Origin of the sequence: Vitiosangium sp. GDMCC 1.1324, from assembly GCF_003044305.1 — a bacterium.
Lineage (GTDB): Bacteria > Myxococcota > Myxococcia > Myxococcales > Myxococcaceae > Archangium.
In genome coordinates this window covers 109,548-130,757 of the sequence record NZ_PZOX01000025.1, presented here as the reverse complement: position 1 = coordinate 130,757, position 21,210 = coordinate 109,548, and the positions used below count along the sequence as shown (strand labels likewise).

17 protein-coding genes are annotated in these 21,210 nt (G+C 68.3%); 13 read left to right on the top strand and 4 right to left on the bottom strand.

Annotated features, from left to right (window positions below; genetic code table 11):
- From DAT35_RS47410 to DAT35_RS47400, 3 genes are all read left to right on the top strand, one after another.
- Entirely contained in the window at positions 1-1,044 is a 1,044-nt protein-coding gene (locus tag DAT35_RS47410) for a Virginiamycin B lyase (protein ID WP_108075962.1), read from the top strand.
- 129 nt (positions 1,045-1,173) lie between these two features.
- The gene (locus DAT35_RS47405) at positions 1,174-3,897 is read left to right on the top strand and encodes a hypothetical protein (protein ID WP_108075961.1); all 2,724 of its coding nucleotides are present in this window, start codon (positions 1,174-1,176) and stop codon (positions 3,895-3,897) included.
- A 74-nt stretch (positions 3,898-3,971) separates the two neighbouring features.
- Positions 3,972-5,678: a DUF4397 domain-containing protein gene (locus DAT35_RS47400; protein WP_108075960.1), complete on the top strand. Its 1,707-nt coding sequence runs from the start codon at positions 3,972-3,974 to the stop codon at positions 5,676-5,678.
- 74 nt (positions 5,679-5,752) lie between these two features.
- Here DAT35_RS47400 and DAT35_RS47395 read toward each other — a convergent pair whose 3' ends face one another.
- Entirely contained in the window at positions 5,753-6,790 is a 1,038-nt protein-coding gene (locus DAT35_RS47395; RefSeq protein WP_108075959.1) for an NAD(P)-dependent oxidoreductase, read from the bottom strand.
- Between the two features lie 288 nt (positions 6,791-7,078).
- Between DAT35_RS47395 and DAT35_RS60250 the strand changes: the two genes are divergently transcribed.
- The 9 genes from DAT35_RS60250 to DAT35_RS61470 all read left to right on the top strand — a co-directional run bounded on the left by DAT35_RS60250 (position 7,079) and on the right by DAT35_RS61470 (position 17,466).
- On the top strand, positions 7,079-7,618 hold the full coding sequence (locus tag DAT35_RS60250) for a hypothetical protein (protein WP_199243220.1): 540 nt from the start codon (positions 7,079-7,081) through the stop codon (positions 7,616-7,618).
- 5 nt (positions 7,619-7,623) lie between these two features.
- The gene (gene ppk1 / locus DAT35_RS47380; RefSeq protein WP_108075957.1) at positions 7,624-9,804 is read left to right on the top strand and encodes a polyphosphate kinase 1; all 2,181 of its coding nucleotides are present in this window, start codon (positions 7,624-7,626) and stop codon (positions 9,802-9,804) included.
- A gap of 179 nt (positions 9,805-9,983) precedes the next feature.
- Entirely contained in the window at positions 9,984-10,904 is a 921-nt protein-coding gene (locus DAT35_RS47375; RefSeq protein ID WP_146210170.1) for a hypothetical protein, read from the top strand.
- A gap of 44 nt (positions 10,905-10,948) precedes the next feature.
- Complete coding sequence (locus DAT35_RS62235) at positions 10,949-11,452, top strand: type IV pilin protein (protein ID WP_304466087.1); 504 nt, start codon at positions 10,949-10,951, stop codon at positions 11,450-11,452.
- A gap of 64 nt (positions 11,453-11,516) precedes the next feature.
- Positions 11,517-12,218 carry a YebC/PmpR family DNA-binding transcriptional regulator gene (locus tag DAT35_RS47365; protein ID WP_108075955.1) on the top strand — a complete coding sequence of 234 codons (702 nt, stop codon included), beginning with the start codon at positions 11,517-11,519 and terminating at the stop codon, positions 12,216-12,218.
- Complete coding sequence (locus tag DAT35_RS47360; RefSeq protein ID WP_108075954.1) at positions 12,215-14,050, top strand: tyrosinase family protein; 1,836 nt, start codon at positions 12,215-12,217, stop codon at positions 14,048-14,050. Before DAT35_RS47365 ends, DAT35_RS47360 begins: the two co-directional genes overlap by 4 nt.
- 119 nt (positions 14,051-14,169) lie before the next feature.
- Positions 14,170-15,498: a cytochrome-c peroxidase gene (locus DAT35_RS47355; protein ID WP_108075953.1), complete on the top strand. Its 1,329-nt coding sequence runs from the start codon at positions 14,170-14,172 to the stop codon at positions 15,496-15,498.
- Positions 15,499-15,512: 14 nt separating this feature from the next.
- The gene (locus tag DAT35_RS47350) at positions 15,513-16,631 is read left to right on the top strand and encodes a metallophosphoesterase (RefSeq protein WP_108075952.1); all 1,119 of its coding nucleotides are present in this window, start codon (positions 15,513-15,515) and stop codon (positions 16,629-16,631) included.
- A gap of 22 nt (positions 16,632-16,653) precedes the next feature.
- Positions 16,654-17,466: a c-type cytochrome gene (locus tag DAT35_RS61470; protein WP_233262127.1), complete on the top strand. Its 813-nt coding sequence runs from the start codon at positions 16,654-16,656 to the stop codon at positions 17,464-17,466.
- Positions 17,467-17,470: 4 nt separating this feature from the next.
- On the opposite strand, the gene DAT35_RS47340 is transcribed toward DAT35_RS61470, so the two are convergent.
- From DAT35_RS47340 to DAT35_RS47330, 3 genes are all read right to left on the bottom strand, one after another.
- Entirely contained in the window at positions 17,471-18,046 is a 576-nt protein-coding gene (locus DAT35_RS47340; protein ID WP_146210169.1) for a hypothetical protein, read from the bottom strand.
- Between the two features lie 111 nt (positions 18,047-18,157).
- Positions 18,158-18,955: an AAC(3)-IV family aminoglycoside N-acetyltransferase gene (aac(3)-IV, locus tag DAT35_RS47335; RefSeq protein WP_108075950.1), complete on the bottom strand. Its 798-nt coding sequence runs from the start codon at positions 18,953-18,955 to the stop codon at positions 18,158-18,160.
- Between the two features lie 17 nt (positions 18,956-18,972).
- Positions 18,973-19,836, bottom strand: a complete 864-nt coding sequence (locus DAT35_RS47330; protein WP_158502169.1) for an AcvB/VirJ family lysyl-phosphatidylglycerol hydrolase — start codon at positions 19,834-19,836, stop codon at positions 18,973-18,975.
- A gap of 124 nt (positions 19,837-19,960) precedes the next feature.
- On the opposite strand from DAT35_RS47330, the gene DAT35_RS47325 reads away from it, so the two are divergent.
- A complete protein-coding gene (locus DAT35_RS47325) occupies positions 19,961-21,208 on the top strand; it encodes an MFS transporter (RefSeq protein ID WP_233262126.1) in 1,248 nt (415 codons plus the stop codon).
- The last annotated feature ends 2 nt before the right edge of the window (positions 21,209-21,210 follow it).

Sequence of the window (21,210 nt, the reverse complement as noted above, 5' to 3'; positions counted from 1 at the left end):
ATGCGCTCCGCTCTCCGCTCCATCCTCGGTACGTCGTGCCTCGTCGTCTCCACGCTCGCCGCCCCGGCGCTCGCCCAGAACCTCTCGGGAGCCCATGCGCCGCCCTGGATCTGCCGTGATTCCCACGGCACCGTTGGCACCGTCGAGGAGTTCGTCCTTCCCACCGGTGCCGCGCCCCTGAGCATCACCGTCGGCCTGGACGGCAACCTCTGGTTCACCGAGTCTGGCTCCAACAAGATCGGCCGCGCCAGCCGTGACGGCCAGGCGACGGAGTTCAGCCTCCCCACGCCATTTGCCGGCGTGCAACAGATCACCCCGGGCTTCGACGGCAACCTCTGGTTCACCGAGCTGGCCGTGAGCCAGATTGGCCGCATCACACCGGACGGCGTGGTGACCGAGTTCCCTCTCCCCAGCCTCGGCTCCAGCCCCGCCGGCATCGCCACGGGCACCGACGGCAACGTGTGGTTCACCGAGGTGACGGGCAATCGCATCGGCCGCATCACCCCCGCCGGGGAGATCTCCGAGTTCACCGTGCCGACCCCCTCGTCCCAGCCGCGCGCCATCGCGCCGGGCTTCGACGGCAACATGTGGTTCACCGAGCAGGCCGCCAACAAGATTGGTGTCATCACCCCCGAGGGCATCATCCGCGAGTTCGACGTCCCCACGCTCAAGAGTGGGCTGGGCGCCATCACCGCGGGCCTCGACGGAGCCCTGTGGTTCACCGAGCAGATTGGCAACAAGATCGGCCGCATCACCGTTGACGGCGTCGTGACGGAGTACGCACTGCCCACCGCCGGCAGCTCGCCCTCTGCCCTCTCGCTCGGCCCGGATGGGAACCTCTGGTTCACCCAGCTCAATGGCAACCGGATTGGCCGCATCACCTACGCTGGGGAGCTCTCCGAGTTCTCCATTCCCACACTGAACAGCCGGCCCTCGGGCATCGTCTTCGCCCCGCCGGGCCGCTACTGCCTGGACGCGCACCTCTGGTTCACCGAGCGCACCGCCCACAAGCTCGGCAAGATCCGGGCCGTCACCGTCCCGTAAACAAACACGCATTCTCGACAAGGAAGCCGGGCTGAAAGATTCCAGCCCGGCTTTCGTTACGATGAATTGTCAAACACGAGCCCACATTCCTGGATAAGGGTTGCGCCGCGCAGGAGGAGAACCGGCTTCATGGTGATGACAAGGAATGGGCTCGCCCCGGGCCTCGCTCTCGGTGTGTCCATGTTCATGGTTGCGATTGCGGGCGGCTGTACGCCCCCGGAGAAGCCCGCCGCCGTCCTGGACGGAGGCCAGACGGACAGACCCGATGCGGGTGACGGTGGTACGCCCACGGGTTCCACCTGTGCCCCGGTGCAATCCCACGAGCGCATTCCCTTGCGCCGCTCGGCGACCCGAGAGGTCGTCACCGAGACCTTCGACAACCTGAAGGCGCGCGTGGACGCCCAGTGCGGCAGGTGCCACAAGGCGCCCGAAATCGTGGGGGGCTTCCAGTACACCTCCGATCTCGCCGGCCTGAGGGAGACCGCCCCCCGCATGGCCCGGATGGCCACGCAGGGCGCCATGCCTCCCCTGCCCACCGCCGAGCAGCTCAAGCAGGCGGTGGCACTGGGACAGGCCCTCTCGTCCTGGCTCGCCCAGGGCACGCCGGAGGGCTCCTTCGAGGTGCGGGAGGAAGGCACGAGCGACGGTGGCACGGTGGTGGCGCGCGACGTGGGCGAGGCGATGACCGACCTCGGCAACTGCCTCCCCGAGCGCAAGCCGCTGGGCAGCGATCCGGAGAAGGACGCCTGGTTCGCCAGCCGCACTTCCCTGCCCCGCTTCCTGTCCGAGACGGACACCGACATCGTGACCTTCGAGGCGGAGAAGCTGGCTCGTCACGGCACCGTGGCCTTCGCGCCCACCTATCCCCTCTTCTCCGACAACGCCAGGAAGCTGCGTCAGGTCCACGTGCCCTCCGGTCAGTCCATCCGGTATGACTCCGCGACGAAGCGCTTCGAGATTCCGCCCAATACCCGCTTCTACAAGACATTCTTCAAGCCGGTGAAGGACGCCCAGGGCCACGTGGGCTACCGGAAGATCGAGACCCGGCTCATCGTCGTGCGACAGCCGTGGAAGGACTCGCTCTTCGGCACATACCTCTGGAACGAGGACGAGACGGTGGCGGAGCTGCATGATCTGCGCTACCGCGATGGCTCGAGCTTCTCCGACCGCGTCCTCGTCTACCGCACCGACGAGGCCACCGGTGCCACGCGCAATTACGCCATCCCCGGCCGGCACCGCTGCATCGACTGTCACACCGGCTCCGAGGGCCAGAACTTCGTCCTCGGCTTCACCCCGCTGCAGCTCAACCGGCGGAGCGGGGGCTCGGGCGGCGTGGACGCCGCGGCGGACGTGCTCACGGATGAGCTCTCCCAGGTGGACCGGCTGATCAGCTATGGCCTCCTCACCGGCATCCGCTCGAGCGAGGACCTGCCCAAGCTGGAGACGTACGGCAGCAAGCGCCCGCGCAACACGCAGGAGCTGGAGCTCCAGGGGTATTTCATCGGCAACTGCGCGCAGTGCCACAACCCGAACGGGTTCGCGGTGAAGAGCAACCCGGCGATTGCCTCACTCGACTTCTCCGCGGGCGGCATCCTGTACCAGTTCCCCACCTCGCTGAAGGAGAGCAACGGGCTGCGCTCCTACGTCAACCTCGCGGTGACGGACTTCGCCGCCGATCTGCGGAGCCCCACCCCCGCCAGCACGCTCTTCCAGCGCGTCTCGCGTGACACCGATGAGCGCATCATCCACATGCCCGCCAACGTCCCCGGCCAGGACTGCCGCGCCTCGCTGCTGGTGGCGCGGTGGATCGCCTCGCTCGACTGGCCTCGGGACAGCGGGCTGAGCACGGAGCAGAAGGAGGCTCGCCGGCAGGAGCGCCTGCGCCAGGCGGAGCTCGCAGTGAAGGACACCTGCCAGGATCCACCGGACGTGCGCTGGGTCTCCGAGGATTTCACCGACAAGGTTCCCTACGAGCCGCGCAATACCCACTGGGCCTCCAGCATCGGCCAGCCCCCCTTCGAGTACCTGACCCGCTACGCCATCTCCGAGGCGCATGAGGCGCTCGCCCGCAAGCGCATTCCCACCAACTTCTGGACCCCCAAGCCCGGCTGCACCTTCGACACCAGCGCCCCGCCGCCGGCTCCGATCGAGCCGTGGATGAAGGACACGCTGGGCAATCCCAAGCAGCCTTGGGGTGAGCTCTACTATTCCACCCCCGGGGCCACGGTGTTCCAGGGCATCTGCGCCAATTGTCACGGGCGCGCGGGTGATGGGCAGAGTGGTGCCGCCAAGACACTCGTCGCGCTCAATGGGGCGCGCGTGGCCAACCTCGTGAAGGGATTGTTCGGCACCTCCTCCACGGGCGAGCCCCACCTGGCCATGTTCGAGCGAGTGCTCGGCACGCATGGCGGTGCGCGTTACCTGGCGTGGATGGCCTCGGGTGGCACCACGGTGACGTTCACCCCCGAGTTCATGCAGGCCTGGATCAAGTACGGCGAGGTGGACATCGACTTCTCGCCTCGGGATACGGATTGGGGCAGGTGGGGCGCCAACATGCTCGGTGCCGCCCGCGGCGCCTGTGATCTCGTGCGCGCCGGCAAGTTCGGCACCGGCTCGAGCGAGCCCCCCAGCGGCAATCCCACCGCCATCGGCGGCGCCACCCTGTGGAAGCAGATCTGCACCCTCGACAATCCCCTGACCCCGGAGATTGAAGCCGGAACGGATGACGCCGCGGTCTCGGAATGGCTCCAGCACGCGCAGTTCAACGCGGGGGTGATGGCCTACTTCTACCTGAGGGACGAGCTGTCCAAGGGCCGCGTCTACCCGCTGCGCAGCGAGTGCGACAAGCGATGAGCCACAAGTGGGGGCGCGGCCTCGTGCCCCCTCATGCGGTTGTCTGTCCTTGATTTTCCCGTTGGAGAGCAAGCGTGAAGAGAAACGTCCTGGGTGTCTGGTTGTTGATGAGCGTCCTCGCCTTCACGGCCGGGACCACCACCGGCTGCGACGACGGCGGCTCGAAGAACCCCCCTGATGAGACGGACGCGGGTGACACCCGTGCCGACGGCGGAAGCGGGGCAGACGCCGGAGACGGGGGGAACGACGGAGGCGTCATCGTCGTTCCTCCGGCCGATGGGGGCACCGATGCCGGTACGCCCACGCCCAAGGCGTACGTCCGCTTCGTCAACGCCCATCTGGGTTTGAAGAACAACCCCAGTGACAAGGCAGACGCACCGTGGGAGCCGTACAAGCTCGACGTCTATGTCGGGGGCAAGAAGTTGTTCGCTGCGCCGGTGGTGCCGGGTGATGACGCGGTGACGGCCTACCAGGAGCTCGAGTTGACCCCTGGGGAGAGCGTCCAATTCGCCGTGCGCAACGCGGAGGCGGCTCCCACGGAGGCCCCGGTGGCGACCTCGGAGGCCATCACCCTCGAGGACAAGGAGCGCCTCACTCTCGTGGGCACCGGGAATGTCAATTACGCCGGGCAGGACACCCGCATGGACAGGCCTCGAGTGCTGGTGTTGAAGGAGTCTTTCGAGCCAGTCGAGGCAGGCTCCGTCCGCGTCCGCTACGTGACAGCCGACCGAGTCACCGGAACGGGCCGCAGCCGCCGGCTCGCGAACGAGACGGGCTCGACGCCCTATACCACCGCGGTGGAGCCCTATTCGGCCGAGGCGAGCACGGGCGGCGTCTCCGTTCCGGCGAACCCCTCGCGGCTCTCGGTCATCGGCTCGCCAAACTTCACGCCCTCGCAGAGCGGCAAGCTGTTCTTCTCCCCTCCGACCGGGACACTCGCCACGGGCGCGTGGTTCGCCATCACCACGGGCGATGACCGACGCACCCTTCAGGACGAAGGCGCCCCCGCGCTGCTGCTCATCCCCGCGGGCAGGGACGGCGCTGTCCGTCTGAAGCGGGATCCGCTCCTCTACTTCTTCCACGCCGTCAATCCAGCCACGGCTGATTCGACTCCTTCCACCCTGCAGGTCCTCCATGGCTCGCAGATCATCGCCAACAACCTCCGGTATGGAGCCGCGCCCGCCATTGGCGATCTGCCGGTCACCTCGACGGGCGGAACTCTCGAGTTCACCGTGTCCGGCGACAGCACCGCGAAGGTGCTGCCCCAGGCCTCGACGGGTCCGCTCGAGGCGGGCCGCCGTTACCTGGCCGTGGTGAGCGGCACCGAGGGCGGAGAGACCCGGCTGACCGTGGTGAAGGAGGAGTTCGCACCGGACGCGGTGCCAGCGCCCCTGGTGCGGCTCATCCAGGCCTCGCCCAACGCGCCGGCGGCGATCGACTTCGGACACTTCGCGCTGGAGCCGGACGGCGTCACCCAGGGCGCCTTCACTCCCGTCATCACCGGCGCGGGGTACGGCACGGCCGCTGGACCCACCCCAGGGGCCGCCTTCCAGCCTCAGATCATCACCCCCGCGACTGGCAGCCCCTACCTGTATTACGGCGTCCGGACCACCGTGGACGGCACGGTCATCGAGCGCTCGGTGAATGGCCGGGTCCTCACCACGCCGAACTTCATCGTGTTGATGGGTGATTGGGCCACGTCGCTTCAGTTCCGGGCGCTCAACGTCCGCATCAATACGTGGTCCGCCACTGCACCGGAGGGCACCTTCAGCAATCCGTGAGGCCCGGCCAGGGGGCCCCGCACTCGGAGGCCCCCTCCCAAGGTCATGAAGACCCGGCCGCTCCCATCCATGGCCTACGAGGCGATCGCCTGGGCATGTTCCAGGCGCACCGGGTCGGAGGAAACGTCGCCGCCCGCGAGGTGCTGGCGGTACCACGCGATGGTCTCCTCCAGGCCCTCCTCCAGCTTGTACTGCGGTGCCCAACCCAGGAGCTGCCGCGCCTTTTGTGCCGAGACGTGCTGGTGAAAGATCTCCCCGTGCGCGGCCGGGGTGATGTGGGGCTGGAGCTCCTCACGGTGGAGGAGCCGCAGGAGCGTCCTCACGACCTCGAGGACCGTCCAGCTCCCGCCCATCGCGAAGTTGAACGCCTCTCCCCGGGCCACGCCCGCGTCCAGACCGTGGAACATGGCCATGTACGCCTGCACCGCGTCGCGGACGTAGAGGAAGTCGCGCATGAAGTCGCCCTGAGCGGGGACTCGGACCAGGGGCGGCTCACCGGCCAGCACCCGGCGGATGGTGTTGGGGATGAGCCGGCTCCAGTTGAGATCTCCTCCACCATAGATGTTGCCGAACCGTCCGATGGCCACGGGGAGGCCGTAGCTGTGCGCGTAGGCGTGGGCGATGAGGTCCGCGCAGGACTTCGAGACATCGTAGGGATGCCGGCCCTGGAGCGGCAGCTCCTCGGTGTAGGGCAGGACGGGGCTGTCGCCGTAGACCTTGTCGCTCGAGGCGATGATGACACGCCGGACGGTGTCCGCGTTCTTCCGGCACGCCTCCAGGACGTTGTACGTCCCCCGGACGTTGACCTCGAGCGCCAGGTGCGGCGACTGGAACGCAAGCCCCTCCACGGAGATGGCCGCGAGGTGGAACACCGTATCCACCCCGTGCTCCGCGATGATCCGTTCGAGCGTGGGGTAGTCCTCGACGCCGCCGACGACGTTCTCCACCCGGTGGACGAGCCCGCTCTGGACGAAGCGCCCCCACGGCTCCCACCGCGAGAGCAGGTTCACGACGAGCGCTCCCCGGCCGACGAGGTGCTCGGCCAGCCAGGAGCCCATGAACCCCGAAGCCCCCGTGATGAGGACGCGATGCGCATGGAGGTCGGGTGACATGGTCTTCTCCAGGGAGAGTGGACGCGGCCCCGGGCGCGAGGCCAGCCGGGTCGATGGCGGCGCCGGGAACTGTGATGAAGACCCGCGTCCCCCCGCCGAAGGCCCGCATGCAGACCGGCCGGTCACGGGCTCCTCGTCCAGCTCCTGCCACCCGGTGGACAGTCCACACGAGCGAATCGCGAGGCTCGCGGCCCTGGTGCGTTTGCTGAACTGAACGATGCGTGCTTGCACGCCTGGCGGTACCGGCTTCGAGCACTAGATTTCCCTCCCACGCACAGGAGAACCCCCATGAAGCCGCTCCCCGCCAACCATCCCGCCCTCTGGGGCCAGCAGCAACGCGCCTGTACCCTGAGGGTGTCACAGGCAGAGCTCGAGCGGCGCCTCGGACCCGCGCTCATGCATGACGAGCAGGACGGCCTGGGGCCCAGGTACCGGTGGGGATTTCAGTGTGGCTGTGGCCTGGAGCTGATCGTCGATCTCCCCTGCGTGTCCTCGAAGACTCCCCGGGAGGCCGTGCTGTGGATGGAGCACCTGGAGGTCGAGCACGCACTCGCGCACCTGGGCCTCTCCATCAACCGGGTGCTCTGGCGGGCGGATATGCAGGACCCACTTCCACTGGAGGGGTGGGCCATTGTCCGGCAGGACGATCCGGGCAACCGGTTCGACATGTGTGTGCTGTCCATCCGAGCCCATGCGGAGTGCCTGGCACAGTTGATGGAAGCGCGCGCCCACAAGCAGTCCTACGACGTCGAGCCCCGGGGTATACCGCCCCGGCGGGCAGAGCCTCGCCATGAGCTCGGCTATTTCGCCGAGCACGCCGCCTCCTGAAACGTATGTCCAAACGCGCCTCCTCCCACCGCGGCACCACCAGCAAACCCATCGAGCGGGATGTCATCCCCCCCGGGATGGACGTGCCGGACAGCGGTCTCTTCTTCAACCGGGAGCTGTCCTGGCTGGCCTTCAACAACCGGGTGCTCCAGCTCGCCGAGGATCCGGCGGAGCCGCTGATGGAGCGCGTGAAGTTCTGCGCCATCTACGCCCGCAACCTCGATGAGTTCTTCATGATTCGCGTGGCGCGGCTGCACGAGCAGGTGCGCGGCCGTGTGGCACGGCTGGTGCCGGACGGGGCCACCCCAGGCGAGACGCTCGACAAGCTGCACGCAAGCATCCTCGAGCAGGGCCGGCGCCACAGCGACTGCTTCGAGCGCCAGCTCCGCCCCGCGCTGAGGGAGAAGGGCCTGCGCATCCTCTCCATGAAGGAGCTCGACGCCGAAGCGCGCACCCAGATGGACCAGCGCTTCCGCGAGCAGATCTTCCCCGTGCTCACCCCGCTGGCCATCGGCCTGGGACGTCACTTCCCCTACATCTCCAACCTCTCCCTCAGCCTGGCCGTGCTGCTGAGGGATCCGGAGACGGAGACGGAGAACGTGGCGCGGGTGAAGGTCCCCAAGGAGCTGCTGCCGCGCTTCGTCCCGCTCAAGGGCAGCACCTCGTTCGTCCCGCTCGAGGAGATCATCGCCCACCACCTGGACGCCCTGTTCCCCGGGATGGAGGTGCTCGACCGTGGGCTGTTCCGCGTCACCCGGGACGCGGACTACACCGTCTCCGAGGACGCCGAGGATCTGCTGGTGGCCGTGCAGACGGAGCTGCGCCAGCGCCGCTTCGGAGATGTCATCCGCCTGGAGGTGCAGGCGGGGATGAACCCCAAGTTGCTCGAGCCCCTGGTGGAGGCGCTCGGACTGGAGCCCCGGCAGATCTACGAGGAGCAGGGTCTGTTGGATCTCACGGACCTCATGTCGGTGGTGTCCACGCCGGGCTTCGCGGAGGTGAGGGATCCCCCCTGGATCCCCGTCACCCAGCCCCGCTTGAAGGCGGAGAGCGACACCGGCGAGGTCGGCACCGTGATGTCGGCCATGCGCCGGGGGGATCTGCTCGTCCACCACCCCTACGAGTCCTTCGCCACCTCGGTGGAGCGCTTCGTCACGGAGGCGGTGGAGGACCCAGACGTGCTGGCCATCAAGCAGACCGTCTACCGCACGTCGGACAGCTCGCCGCTCGTGCCGGCGCTCATCCGCGCCACGGAGCGGGGCAAGCAGGCGGTGTGCATGGTGGAGCTCAAGGCACGTTTCGACGAGCGCACCAACATCCAATGGGCGCTCGCGCTGGAAGAGGCCGGAGCGCACGTCGTCTACGGCATCCCCGGCCTCAAGACGCACGCCAAGGCCATCCTCATCGTCCGCCGCGAGGGCGATCGGGTGCGCCACTACGTCCACGTCGGCACCGGCAACTACAACTCGAAGACGGCCCGGCTCTACACGGACCTCGGACTCTTCACCACGGACCCGGACATTGGCGCGGACGTGGCGGACCTCTTCAACTTCCTCACCGGCTTCGCCCGCCCCAAGTCCTTCCGCAAGCTGCTGGTGGCCCCCATCAACATGCGCGAGGGCCTGCTCCAGGAGATCCGCCGCACCATCGCCGCCCACTCCGCCGAGCGCCCCGCGCGCATCCAGATGAAGATGAACGCGCTGGTGGATCCGGAGATGATCCGCGCCCTCTACGACGCCTCGCGCGCCGGCGTGAAGGTGGACCTCAACGTGCGCGGCATCTGCTGCCTGCGCCCCAACGTCCCCGGCGTCTCGGAGAACATCCGCGTCGTCTCCATCCTCGGCCGCTTCCTGGAGCACTCGCGCATCTACCTCTTCGAGCGAGCAAGCGAGTCGCGCTGCTACATCGGCTCGGCGGACCTCATGCCGCGCAACCTGGATCACCGCGTGGAGGCCCTGACACCGATGGAGGATCCCCAACTCTCCGCCCAGGTGAGGGACATGCTCGACCGGAGCTTCTCGGACAACACCCACGCCTGGGTGCTCGACGCCAACGGGATGTGGAAGCGCCGCACTCCAGAGGGCGACAAGCGCTGGGTCCAGGGCGAGCTGATGGAGCGCGCGGTGCGCATGGCCCAGGCCTCCACCGGCCGCCCGCTTCCCTCTCCCGCCGCTCCCTCCCCGTGAGGAGAGCTGCGAAAGCGGGAAGCCAGGACGACTGTCTTCTATTGGAACTGAAACCATTCACCTGCATGAATCGCCGGGCTGCTCGAGAGCCCAGCCAGCTCGACACGCACAGTGCGGGCACATTGTATTGAGCCCCCGACAGATCGGATGATGAGCCACCCGTCACACCGCGTGGGCTCATGGACAACGAACAGCAGACCCAACTCCCCCCGACGTCGGATGAGAGCGCGGCCACCGCGCCAGCACCCGCCCCCAGGAAATTGGAGAAGCCCGCAACGTGGCCCGGGAACGTGCCCACCCAGGCGCAGGCGCTGGATGTGCTGCGCGGCAGACAACTGCTGGTGGTGTCGCTGCCGGGTGCTCGCAAGCTTCAGGAGAAGCTCACCCTTCCCGAGCGCGAGGCGCTCCAGGACGACGGGCTGGCCGATGCCCTGCGAGATGCGGTGGCGATGCGCTGGCGTCTGGCGGCGGCGCAGGATCTGCTGCTGACCGCGGAAGGCAAGGTGGATGAGGTGGCGCTCAACGCGCTGCTCGCCGAGGTGGACCAGGCCCTGGAGGCCCTGCGCGCCTCGAACCCGGCTTCACCGGACCTGGCCCTCGCCATCGATCGCACGTGGGAGACGCTGACCCAGGAGGCCGTCGACTTCTCCAGCAACGTGAAGGCGGCGGCGGCGAACCCAGCGCCCGCGCCCGTCCACGCGGCGCCGAAGAAGCCCGCCGCCACCACCGGCAAGGTGACGTTCCAGGCGGAAGAGCCCCAGAAGCAGCAGGGCCAGCCGGCGTCGCAGAAATGGATGGTCGTCGCCCTGGCCCTGGTGGTCGCCGCCGTGGGCGCCTACCACGCCCTCAACAGGCCGCAGGCCGCACCGCAGCCGCCCCTCTATCCGGGAGCCCCCGCCAATACCATGGTCTTCCCCGACACGGCCACGGGCGCCCTCGTGGTGCGCTCGACGCACATCGGACCCACCAGCCCGGAGCTGCAGGCATGGCTCAAGCAGCAGGAGGCCAAGGGTATGCTGGTGAAGGAGCTGGGCCCGGGCAACTACTTCCTCGTCCGCGCTCCGAAACCTCCGGCTACCGCCGGCAACACCACTCCGTGAGCCTCGAGTTCCTTCCCCTCCTGACGAAGCAAAGGGAGCATGTCATGGCCAATCGAATGCTTCACCCCCACCGCGCACCCCAGGGTTTCACCCTCATCGAGCTGATGATCGTCGTGTGCATCATCGGCCTCCTCGCCACGGTGGCGCTGCCCGAGTTCCAGAACGTCATGCTTCGCACCAAACAGGCCGAGCGGGAGGCGATGGTCAACTCCCTCATCCGCATGTTGAATGACTACGCCTCCACGCATGCCGGGCAGCTTCCGGGCGGGGCGGTCGTCGACCTGCCGCAGAACCCCAATAGCCCCGCCGACGGCACCAAGAAGCCCTTCGACATGAGCTTGGGGCACTGGTCGGACCTGGGCTGGGCGCCCGATGGTCACGTCTACTTCCGCTATGACGTCACGAGCACCAGTCCCGACACGGTCATCGTGACGGCCCAGGCCGACCTCGATCGCAATTCTCTCGTGAGCTACAAGGCCATCACGTTGAAGCTCGAGAACGGCATCTGGCAACGCCTCGACGAGAAGGTGTACGGCGATTGGTTCTGAGACCCTCTCCGGGTCCGGTTGAAATCGTATGAACCGGGCCCGGAATTGAGGTAGGAGCGCAACCATGGGCGCTCAATGGAAGCACAAGGGCCGCACCGAACACGCGGCCGCGAAGGGCCGGCTCTTCACGAAGCTGGTCAAGGAGATCATCGTCGCCGCCAAGGCCGGTGGTCCCGACCCGGGCAGCAACCCCCGGCTCCGCATGGCAGTCGATCAGGCGAAGCGGGCCTCGATGCCCCGCGACACGCTCGAGCGCGCCATCAAGAAGGGCGCCGGCCTGCTCGATGAGCCCGTGAACTACGAGACCATCATCTACGAGGGCTTCGCCCCTCACCAGGTGCCGGTCATCGTCGAGTGCCTCACCGAGAACAAGAACCGCACCGCCACCAACATCCGCGTGCTGTTCCGCAAGGGGCAGATCGCCAGCAGCGGCGCGGTGTCGTGGGACTTCAACCGCCTGGGTGTCATCGAGGCCACGCCTCCCGCCGACGACGCCGATGCCGAGACCGCCGCCATCGAGGCAGGCGCGCAGGACCTCGAGGCCGCCGAGGAAGGCGCCACCCGCTTCCTCACGAATCCGACCGAGCTCGACGCGGTGAGCAAGGCGCTCACGGGCCTGGGCTGGACGGTGAGCGCGCAGAACCTCGCGTGGATCGCCAAGAACCCGGTGCACCTCGAGGGCGAGGCCCGAACCGAGGTCGAGGCCTTCCTCGAGGCGATGGACGCGGACGACGACGTCCAGAACATCTACGTCGGCCTCAAGTGAGCCTCTCGGAGCTGCACACCCGGGTCCGGGCCCTTCTGGGCCTGGAGGCCTCTCCCGCGCCCCTGCCGATGACGCCTCGGGGGGAGCTCGCCCCGTTGGAGCCCGCCTCCTCCGGTCATCGCTTCCTCCCCTTCCTGCCCTCCCATCAGCAGCAGGCGCTGTCCATGGCGGCCCGCTTCATGGAGCTGGCCAACGCGGCGCCCGGTGAGGCGGGACTCGCGGCGGTGCTCGACGAGGCCGAGCGGCAAGCCCGGCACGGGGACCCCGAGTGGGTGAAATACGCGCTGCGCGTCTTCATCGCCTACCACCCCGAGGGCCGCTCGTTGCCCGTACCTCCCCTGCGGGAGCGGGCTCCGCAGCTGGTGGTGCCCTCGGGACGCACGGAGCCACCGCGGAAGGGGCCGCCCGGCACTCCCGGCGCGGAGATCTGGCTCGACTATTTCCGCGAGGACACGGGGCTCAACGAGCACGTCGACACGTGGCATGCCCTGCACCCGGCGGCCGGATATCCGGACCCCGCTCAACCCCAGCGGCGGCTGTTGCAGGAGCGGAGGGGCGAGCTGTTCTGGTACGTGCACCAGCAGCTCCTGGCCCGCTACGACACGGAGCGGCTGGCGTTCGGCATGCCCCGCGTCGTGCCCCTGGAGGACTACGCGTCCCCCATCAACGAGGGCTATGACGCTGGACTCCCCGGCTTCGCCCCCCGGCCGTCCGGATTGAGCCCGAAGGATCTGCCCGGCTACGGCGTCACGGACCACGCCATGCGCCGCGACCGGCTCTTCACCGCGGCCTCCTCGGGACTCCTGTGGCAGGGGAACACGCCCATCCTCATCGAGGACATCGAGCAGCTCGCCGACACGGCCGAGTCCAACATGGGCTCCGTGGACGGCGAGGCCTGGGCGGATCCACTCGGCCCCTACGGTTCGCACCACAACCTGGGGCACGTGCTGCTGGCCTGCCTCACCGGGCCTCGCGACAGGTCGGGCCTGCCCGGTGTCCTGGCGTCCCCGGCCACCGCGGCGAGGGATCCCCTCTTCTACCGTTGGCACCGCCACGTGGACGACATCATCGACGCGTGGCAGAGCACCCACCTGCCGCCGCACGACGTGTCGGCCAATGCCCCCCAGGTGCTGGTGCGCAAGTGGCTCGGTGATGGAATCGCCCCGGCGCACCAGAGCCCGGACATCCTCGTGTGCTTCCACCAGGACATCCCCGAGGCCGCCTCCCCGGACTTCGACGGGCAGCGGTGGGGAGAGGCCACCTTCGGCGGCGACCACTGGACCAGCCCCCCTCCCGCCTTCCGCTCGAGCACGCACACGCTGCGCACCCGAATGGCGCAGCAACCCGTGCGACTGCCGGGCGGGAGGGAGATCCTCAAGCCACACCTCGACCACGACGCGTTCTCCTTTGTCCTGCGGGTGGAGAACCTGCTGCCGCGCGAGCAGAAGGTGACGGTGCGCCTCCATGCCGCGGCGGATGCGTTCGCCGAGGATCGCCGGATGTGGATGGAGTTGGATTGCTTCGTCCACACCCTGAAGCCCTCGGAGCGCGCGGTCATCTTCCGGCCCGCGCGCCTCTCGTCCGTGGTGCAGGAGCGCGGCTGGCCGCTCCACCTGCTGCTGCCGCGCGGCCGGCGTGAAGGCATGCTCTTCCGGTTCATGGTGATGATCAGCCACGGGGAGCAGAACCTCGTGAGCGATGACGCTGCGGGCACGCACGAGCTGGGCTACCCGTTCAACCGGCCGTTCCCTCCGGGACAGCGCATCGCGGATCTGGTCGCGCATCCTCACATCGCGACGCGGAACATCTGGATTCAGCACGTCGCGCCCTGAGCCCGGATTCGTATCGCCTTCCCGACATTCCCGAGTGGTGAACACCCCTCGCGTTCCCCGGTTGGCGCATCCACGGCCCGGGTCTATTGCTTCTGGCCGTGCTCGCTGGAGGGACGACCATGAGGCGTGGGGTTGGTGTTTCCCGGGTGCTCGCCGCCCTGCTGTTGGCTGGAGCAGCATCAGCGCAGGACACTCCCAAAGGCAGCGCGCCGCCTCCCCCCAAGCTGCCGCCCGGCGTCTCCGCCACGCTGTGGAAGCTCTCCGTCCCGCCCGGCGCCGAGCCCACGCCGGAGAAGGTGACGCTCGGGCAGAAGCTGTTCCTCGACAAACGGTTGTCCCTCGACGACTCCACCTCCTGCTCCACCTGCCATGACCCGGAGAAGGGCTTCGTGGACGGCAAGCCCCTCGCCGAGGGCGTCCAGAAGCAAAAGGGCAAGCGCAACAGCCCCACCGTCCTCAACGCCATGTTCAACGCCACCCAGTTCTGGGACGGGCGCGTGGCCACGCTGGAGGAGCAGGCGAAGCTGCCCATCCTCAACCCCGTCGAGATGGCCATGCCCTCGCCCGAGGCGGTGGTGGCCAAGGTGCGCGGCATCCCCGAGTACGCCTCGGAGTTCCAGAAGGTCTTCGGGCGCGAGGTGACCTACGACGACCTGGCCTCCGCCATCTCGGCCTTCGAGCGCACCCAGTTCTCCGGCAACGCGCCCTTCGACAAGTTCCTCCTCCAGGGCGACGAGAAGGCGCTGGATGCCTCGGCAAAGCGCGGCTGGGCCCTCTTCAACGGCAAGGCCCGCTGCAACGAGTGCCATGCGGCCAACGCCACCGCGCCCCTGTTCTCGGATCAGAAGTTCCACAACATCGGCATCGCGGCGCACAAGCAGGACTTCGTGAAGCTCGCCCGCGAGGGTGTGCGGGTGGTTCGCACCGGCGACCAGAAGCAGATCGACGAGCTGGCCCTGCAGACGGACTTCTCCGAGCTGGGCCGCTTCCTGGTGACGAAGAGCGAGAATGACGTCGGCGGCTTCAAGACCTCCACGCTGCGCAACATCGGCATCACCGCGCCCTACATGCACGATGGCTCGCTGGCCACGCTGTGGGACGTGATGGACCACTACAACAAGGGCGGGGTCGCCAATCCCTTCCTGGACGGAGGCATGCAACGGCTGGGTCTCACCGAGGCGGAGATCGACGACATGGTCGCCTTCCTCTTCACCCTCACGGACGAGCGCTACGCGAAGTTCAACGCGCAGGAGCTCGCGAGGCAGCGCGCACGCAAGAACGTGCGCCCGGAGCGGGACACCGCACTGGCCACGGGGAAGAAGGGCAACATGGGAGACATCGGCGTGAGCCCCGACTTCGCGGTGAAGAACCCCGCGGAGATCGGCGTGTACGGCGGCGAGACGGCGGCGGGCAAGGCGGCGGAGAAGGCGAAGACCCCGGCGAAGTAGGAGGCGCACGGCCCATGGGCAAGGGATACAAGAGCATCGAGACGAAGTATTACGAGGAGCGCGCGGCCTTCTTCGACGAGCTGGGCAGGCTGGACCGCCGGGCCTTCCTGCGCGTGGCGGGACTCTCCGCCGGCATCGCCGCGGGCATGGGGCTGGTGACGCCGCAAGGCTTCCAGCTCGTCCGGGTCGCCGAGGCCCAGGGCAACAAGCCCCGCTTCTCCTTCGCGTACATCTCCGACACGCACCTGTACACGCGCGACCTCAATGATCGCTTCGTGCGCTCCATCCTGCGCGCCGTGGACGACGTCAACGCGATGGACCCCCAGCCGGACTTCGTTCTCTTCGGCGGAGACCTGGCACAGCTCGGCCAGCGCGAGGAGCTGAAGCTGGGCGCGGAGATCCTCAAGGCGCTCAAGGCGCCGGTGCGGATGATGGTCGGCGAGCACGACTGGTTCCTCGACCTGGGCGAGGCGTGGCGCGAGCTGTTCGGCCAGCCCACCTACTCGTTCGACCACAAGGGCGTGCACTTCGTGGTGCTCATGTCCGTGGTGGAGAAGGACTTCTGGACGAAGCCCGGCTACACGCCCATGGAGCGGATGAAGATCGTCGCGGGGCTGGACAACGGCATCCAGTCCCGCTTCGAGGTGGGCCCCGAGCAGCGCGACTGGCTGAAGCAGGACCTGGCGAAGGTGGACAAGAAGACGCCCGTCATCGTCTTCAGCCACTCGCCGCTCTACAAGTACTACCGGCCGTGGAACTTCTGGACGGAGGACGCCGAGGAGGTGCAGGCCCTGCTGCGCCCCTTCGAGCACGTCACCGTCATCCACGGCCACACGCACCAGCTGCTCAGCAACCGCATCGACAACATCCACTTCCACGGGATGCTGTCCACCGCGTGGCCCTGGCCCTATGCACCCGAGGGTCTGCCCTCGCTCACCGTGCAGATGAACCGGGTGGATCCCTTCAGCAACTTCGACGGCCTCGGGACCGGGAGGGTGGACGCGCTGGAGGCCGGCGTCGTCGACAAGCTCTACAGGCTGTGGGACCGGGCTCCCATCACCGTGCGCGCGAGCTACCTCGCATCCAACGGGAAGCAGGACGTCCCTCCCCGCCCCAAGATGCCCAGCTACTAGCCCCTACCCGCGAGAGAAAGCCATGACCCACCGGATGAAGCTCCTCACGGGCCTGTGCACGCTGCTGTCCGGTCTGGGCGGCGCGGCCCTGGCCACCGGACCCGCCCCCGACGAGCCCCCCCGCCATACCCTGCCCCCCTCCAAGGACGGCAACCTCGTGCTCGGCCTGTGCGACGGCGAGACGTCCCTCGAGGTGAAGGGCGTGAAGGAGGGTGAGAAGCTGTCGCGCGATCAGGCGCTGGATGTCACCCAGCAGCTGATGGCGGAGTGGCGCCGCAAGAACCCGGATGCACGCTGGGACGTGGTGGCCCAGGCCCCTACCCCACCGCCGAGCCCCAATCCCAAGGGCCCCCGCAGCCCTCCCGCGGTGCCGCCCACGCCACAGAAGCCCTCGGCGGGACAGTCGACCCAGGAGGGCGGCCCCAGCGCGGCCTCGGGTGCCCCGGGCGTGGCGGCACAACAGGGCGCGAACCTCCAGACGGGCCATACCTATGGCGCCTTCAGCAAGCGGGACGAGGAGATCTGGGCCGCCTCCACGCAGGCCTTCGTGGACGAGGGCAAGCGCGTCTTCCACGACGCGAACGCGCTCGGGAGCAAGGTGGCGGTGTCGTGTGACATGTGCCACCCGGACGCGGCCAACACGCACCCGGAGACCTACCCGAAGTACCAGGTCCAGTTCGGCCGCGTGGCGCTCCTACGCGACATGATCAACTGGTGCATCGAGAACCCGGTGCGCGGCAAGCCCCTCGCCGATGACGACCCGAAGATGCGGGCCATGGAGGCGTATATCTACGCCCAACGCAAGGGCGTGCCGCTGGAGTACGGCAAACACTGATGGCTCAGTACTCGCCCTTGCGGATCTGGAAGTGCATGGCCTCGAACTGCTTGAGCAGCTTCTCGCGCTCCTGCGAGAAGAGCTCGCGCGCCCGGGGCTTCTGCGCGTCCGTCAGCACCTTCTCCGCCTCGAGGTAGGCCTCCGAGTCGTTGTCCTGCATCTGGCGCAGCTTGGACTCGATGAGCTCCAGCCGCTCGCGGCGCACGAGCTTCTCCCGGTCGGCCTCGGGTGGCCCGCTCGTCGAGCCGCCCTTCCCTCCGTGGACGTCGTGCTGCCCGCCGCCCATGTAGCCCCCATGCCAAGGACGGTTGCCCTTCTTGTTCTGGGCCCTCAGGGACTCGAGCTCGTAGTGGAGCGGGACGTTCCGCTCGTGAAGGGTGAAGTCCAGCTTCTCGAAGCGGTCCACCTGTTCGGGGGTCAGGGCCAGCTCGACGCGGTGCTCGAGCAGCACCGCCAGGGAGGACTTGAAGTCGAGGCCCGAGGCCTCCTCCCCACGCTGGGCCGGTGAGGACCGGGCACAGGCGGCGAGCAACAGGGACACGCACAGCGGCAACAGCTTCCGAGTCAGGTATCGGCTCATCAGCCCCCATGGTGCCACCATCCCGCGCACGGCTCACGTCCGCCCGCTCCGTTGCTCCACCTCCGAGCCGCCAACCGGCCATGGCATGCAGGGGTGTGTGGCGCTCGAGCGTCAACGAACCGTGCTTCTGCGCGCCTCGTCACACTCGGCACACCCCGCGCTCGGAGGATGGAGGAACACGAGGGGCTCCTGGGCCAGGTGCTCGCGTGCCACTGTGACGATGTCCCGCGCGCGAGCGAGCCGTGCATGGGCGTGTCCTACGCGCCCTTCGGACTGGAGGCCCCGTTCCCGTAGCCACCCGTCCGCGAAGGCGAAGCGCTCGCAACAGTGGTCGTTCTCTTCATAGTGGACCCGGACCGGGCGCCCATCCTGGAGGACGGTGATGTACTTCGGCGTGCGGTACGGAACGCCCGCGAGGAGCTCCGCCAGGTGGATCGCGGTGTCGGAGTCGTGACCGACCCCGAGGAGGAGCACCTGCCCGTCCAGATCGTACACACGGCCGACAGGGCTCTCGTGGATGTGGGGCGGGAGGGGAAGTGGATCCGAGGTGATCCGCGCCGCTTGCGGGCCGGCCGCCGCGAACGCAAACGCGTGGTTGCTTCGCACGACCCCGGGCAGCCGCCAGAAGGTGGCTGGCACGACACCGAGGTCCTCAGACACAGGTGTGGTCGCCGGATCGAACGGCTCTTCATCGTCTCCCGTCCACGCGGGCGTGACCAACGTGCCCTCGGGACCGAGGACGGCTCGGAGCGCGTCGATCAGGCCAGCCGGTCCTCCCTCGATCGGCCGCACGGCCCGGAAGGACGTGTGTACGAGCAGGACTCCACCCTTCTTGACCCCGAGCGCGCGGAGCTGGTCCGCGACCTCGTCCCTGCTGAGCTCCCTCCGGCCGACCTGACTCTCACTCATACGCGTCCCATTTCTCCCTAACGAAGAGGACTTCCACCGTCCGGCGCCGGAACCGGTGCAGCGGGCTGCGCGGAGGGAGTGGGCTCTGGCTCCACGGGGATGGCACGGTAGCTCTCGAGAAACTCCTTCAGCCAGTGCCTGGGCTTGGAGAAGCCGTGCCCCACCTTGTCGAGAGGCACCACGTGGGCGTTGCCCATGTCCTTCGAGAAGGTCTCCACGTTGGCCAGCGGGCACGTCTCGTCGATGTTGCCCCCCAGCACGAACCAGGGCGAAGGCAACTGCTTCACCGGCGCGAGCAGCTCGCTCTTGCCATCCGGCGTGCGCGAGCGTGTCAGGCCATGGGACTCGCAGAAGGGCGTGGCCATCTCCTGGTCCGGGCAGAAGCCGAGGCTCATTCCACCCTGGAACGTCCCCTCGGAGGACTGCGCCAGCGCGGCGTACGCGAGCGTCGCCCCGGACGAGTACCCCACCACCACCGGATGGAGATACCTCGGCAGCCCGAGCTGCTTCTGGGCGAACTGGCTCAACGCGTCCAGGTCTCCCGCGACATCGGCGCACGCCACGCCCGTCCGCAGCGCCTGGAGATAGCGCGGGGTGTTCAGGCCCAGCACCAGCGCGCCCTCGCCCGCCAACGAGCGCCCCATGTCCACCACCCCCGCCGTCCACCCTCCATCGCCGGACAGGAAGAGCACCACACTCCTCGGCTCACCCTTGGGGTGCACGAGCGCCACCTTGCCGAAGCGCCCGAAGGTCAGCTCCTTCGCCTTCGACTTCGCGGGAGCAGCCTCCTTCCTGGCCGCGAGCGCGGGCACGGCAACGGTGGCCAACAGCCCCATCCCGAGCAGTGCGGCCCGAAGGCTCCTGGCACTCCTCCCCTTCATGGATCTCCGTCCTTTCCATCTGGATGCCGGGCGCGCCCGTAACTTCGAGAACGGAACGGCCTTGGCCCGCCAACAGTAACCACGCTTCCCGTGCTTTGGTGGAATCTTCCCGGTGGGGCCTGTCATGAACCGAATGAAGCAGGAGATGCAACCCGAAGCATCATCACCCCTCCTCCGCCGGGTCGAGGCGCTCGTCTTCGTCACCGTGTTCCTCGACCTGGTGGGCTTCGGCATCGTCATCCCCCTCCTGCCCTTCTACGTCCAGTCGATGGGAGGCTCGGCGCGCACGGTGGGGGTGCTGCTCGGCTGCTTCTCCTTCACCCAGCTCCTCGCCACCCCCATCCTCGGGAGGTATTCGGACCGGTACGGCCGCCGGCCCATCATCCTGTTCAGCCTCGCGGCCAACGCGGTGGCCATGGGCCTCTTCGCCCTGGCCAGCTACCTGCACCTGCTGCCGCTCCTCTTCGTCTCACGCATCCTCGCTGGCGCCACCTCGGGCAACCTCTCGGCGTGCCAGGCGTCGATCGCCGACATCACCACGAAGGACACCCGTGCGCAGGCGATGGGCCGGATCGGAGCCGGCATCGGGCTGGGACTCATCCTGGGGCCCATGATCGGAGGGGTGTTCTCGCAGTGGGGTGCATGGCTCCCTCCACTGGCGGCCGGAGCCCTCGCGCTCCTCGGGGCACTCGGGGTGTTCGTGGCCATGCCCGAGACACATCCGGCCTCGGCCCGCTCCACCTCGAAGCCCCGGTCACGGCTGAGCGCGCTCCAGGAATCGCCGAAGCCCCGCGCCCTGAAGCTCGTGCTGCTGCTCTACTTCCTCGTCTTCCTCTCGATGACGACGCTCCAGGTGGCCTTCGCCCTGCTCGCGCAGGCTCGCCTCGGCTGGAACGCCAGGGAGGTGGGCTACGTCTTCGCCCTGCTGGGCGGACTGGGGCTCCTCATCCAAGGCGTGCTCATCGGTCCGCTGTCGAGCCTCGTGGGCGAGGTGCGCCTGCTCGTCCTCGGCGCGCTGCTGCTCGCCGCCGGCCTGCTGGGCGTGAGCCTCGCGGAGCACGCTCTTCCCCTCGTCGGAGCCGCGGCCCTGCTCGGCACGGGGCTCGGCTTCATCCAGCCCCTCCTCTCGAGCCTCGCCTCCCAGGCCGCGAGCCCCTCCCTGCAGGGCCTGACCCTCGGCCTGGCCCAGTCGTCCGGAGGACTCGCCCGCACCGTGGGGCCGGTCGCCAGCGGCGCGCTCTATTCAGCCCTCGGATCCAGCGCCCCCTTCACCGCTGGAGCGCTCGCCTCGCTCACGGCCGCGGCACTCGGTGCCCTGCTCACGCGAGAGGGCATCGGAAAGCAGCGCCGCTCCGGCAAGCCAGCCTCCTGACG

Coding starts and splice junctions, on each gene's coding strand:
- DAT35_RS47410 (WP_108075962.1), top strand. CDS start 1: ATGCGCTCCGCTCTCCGCTCCATCCTCGGTACGTCGTGCCTCGTCGTC.
- DAT35_RS47405 (WP_108075961.1), top strand. CDS start 1,174: ATGGTGATGACAAGGAATGGGCTCGCCCCGGGCCTCGCTCTCGGTGTG.
- DAT35_RS47395 (WP_108075959.1), bottom strand. CDS start 6,790: ATGTCACCCGACCTCCATGCGCATCGCGTCCTCATCACGGGGGCTTCG.
- DAT35_RS60250 (WP_199243220.1), top strand. CDS start 7,079: ATGAAGCCGCTCCCCGCCAACCATCCCGCCCTCTGGGGCCAGCAGCAA.
- ppk1 (WP_108075957.1), top strand. CDS start 7,624: ATGTCCAAACGCGCCTCCTCCCACCGCGGCACCACCAGCAAACCCATC.
- DAT35_RS47375 (WP_146210170.1), top strand. CDS start 9,984: ATGGACAACGAACAGCAGACCCAACTCCCCCCGACGTCGGATGAGAGC.
- DAT35_RS62235 (WP_304466087.1), top strand. CDS start 10,949: ATGGCCAATCGAATGCTTCACCCCCACCGCGCACCCCAGGGTTTCACC.
- DAT35_RS47365 (WP_108075955.1), top strand. CDS start 11,517: ATGGGCGCTCAATGGAAGCACAAGGGCCGCACCGAACACGCGGCCGCG.
- DAT35_RS47355 (WP_108075953.1), top strand. CDS start 14,170: ATGAGGCGTGGGGTTGGTGTTTCCCGGGTGCTCGCCGCCCTGCTGTTG.
- DAT35_RS47350 (WP_108075952.1), top strand. CDS start 15,513: ATGGGCAAGGGATACAAGAGCATCGAGACGAAGTATTACGAGGAGCGC.
- DAT35_RS61470 (WP_233262127.1), top strand. CDS start 16,654: ATGACCCACCGGATGAAGCTCCTCACGGGCCTGTGCACGCTGCTGTCC.
- DAT35_RS47340 (WP_146210169.1), bottom strand. CDS start 18,046: ATGAGCCGATACCTGACTCGGAAGCTGTTGCCGCTGTGCGTGTCCCTG.
- DAT35_RS47330 (WP_158502169.1), bottom strand. CDS start 19,836: ATGAAGGGGAGGAGTGCCAGGAGCCTTCGGGCCGCACTGCTCGGGATG.
- DAT35_RS47325 (WP_233262126.1), top strand. CDS start 19,961: ATGAACCGAATGAAGCAGGAGATGCAACCCGAAGCATCATCACCCCTC.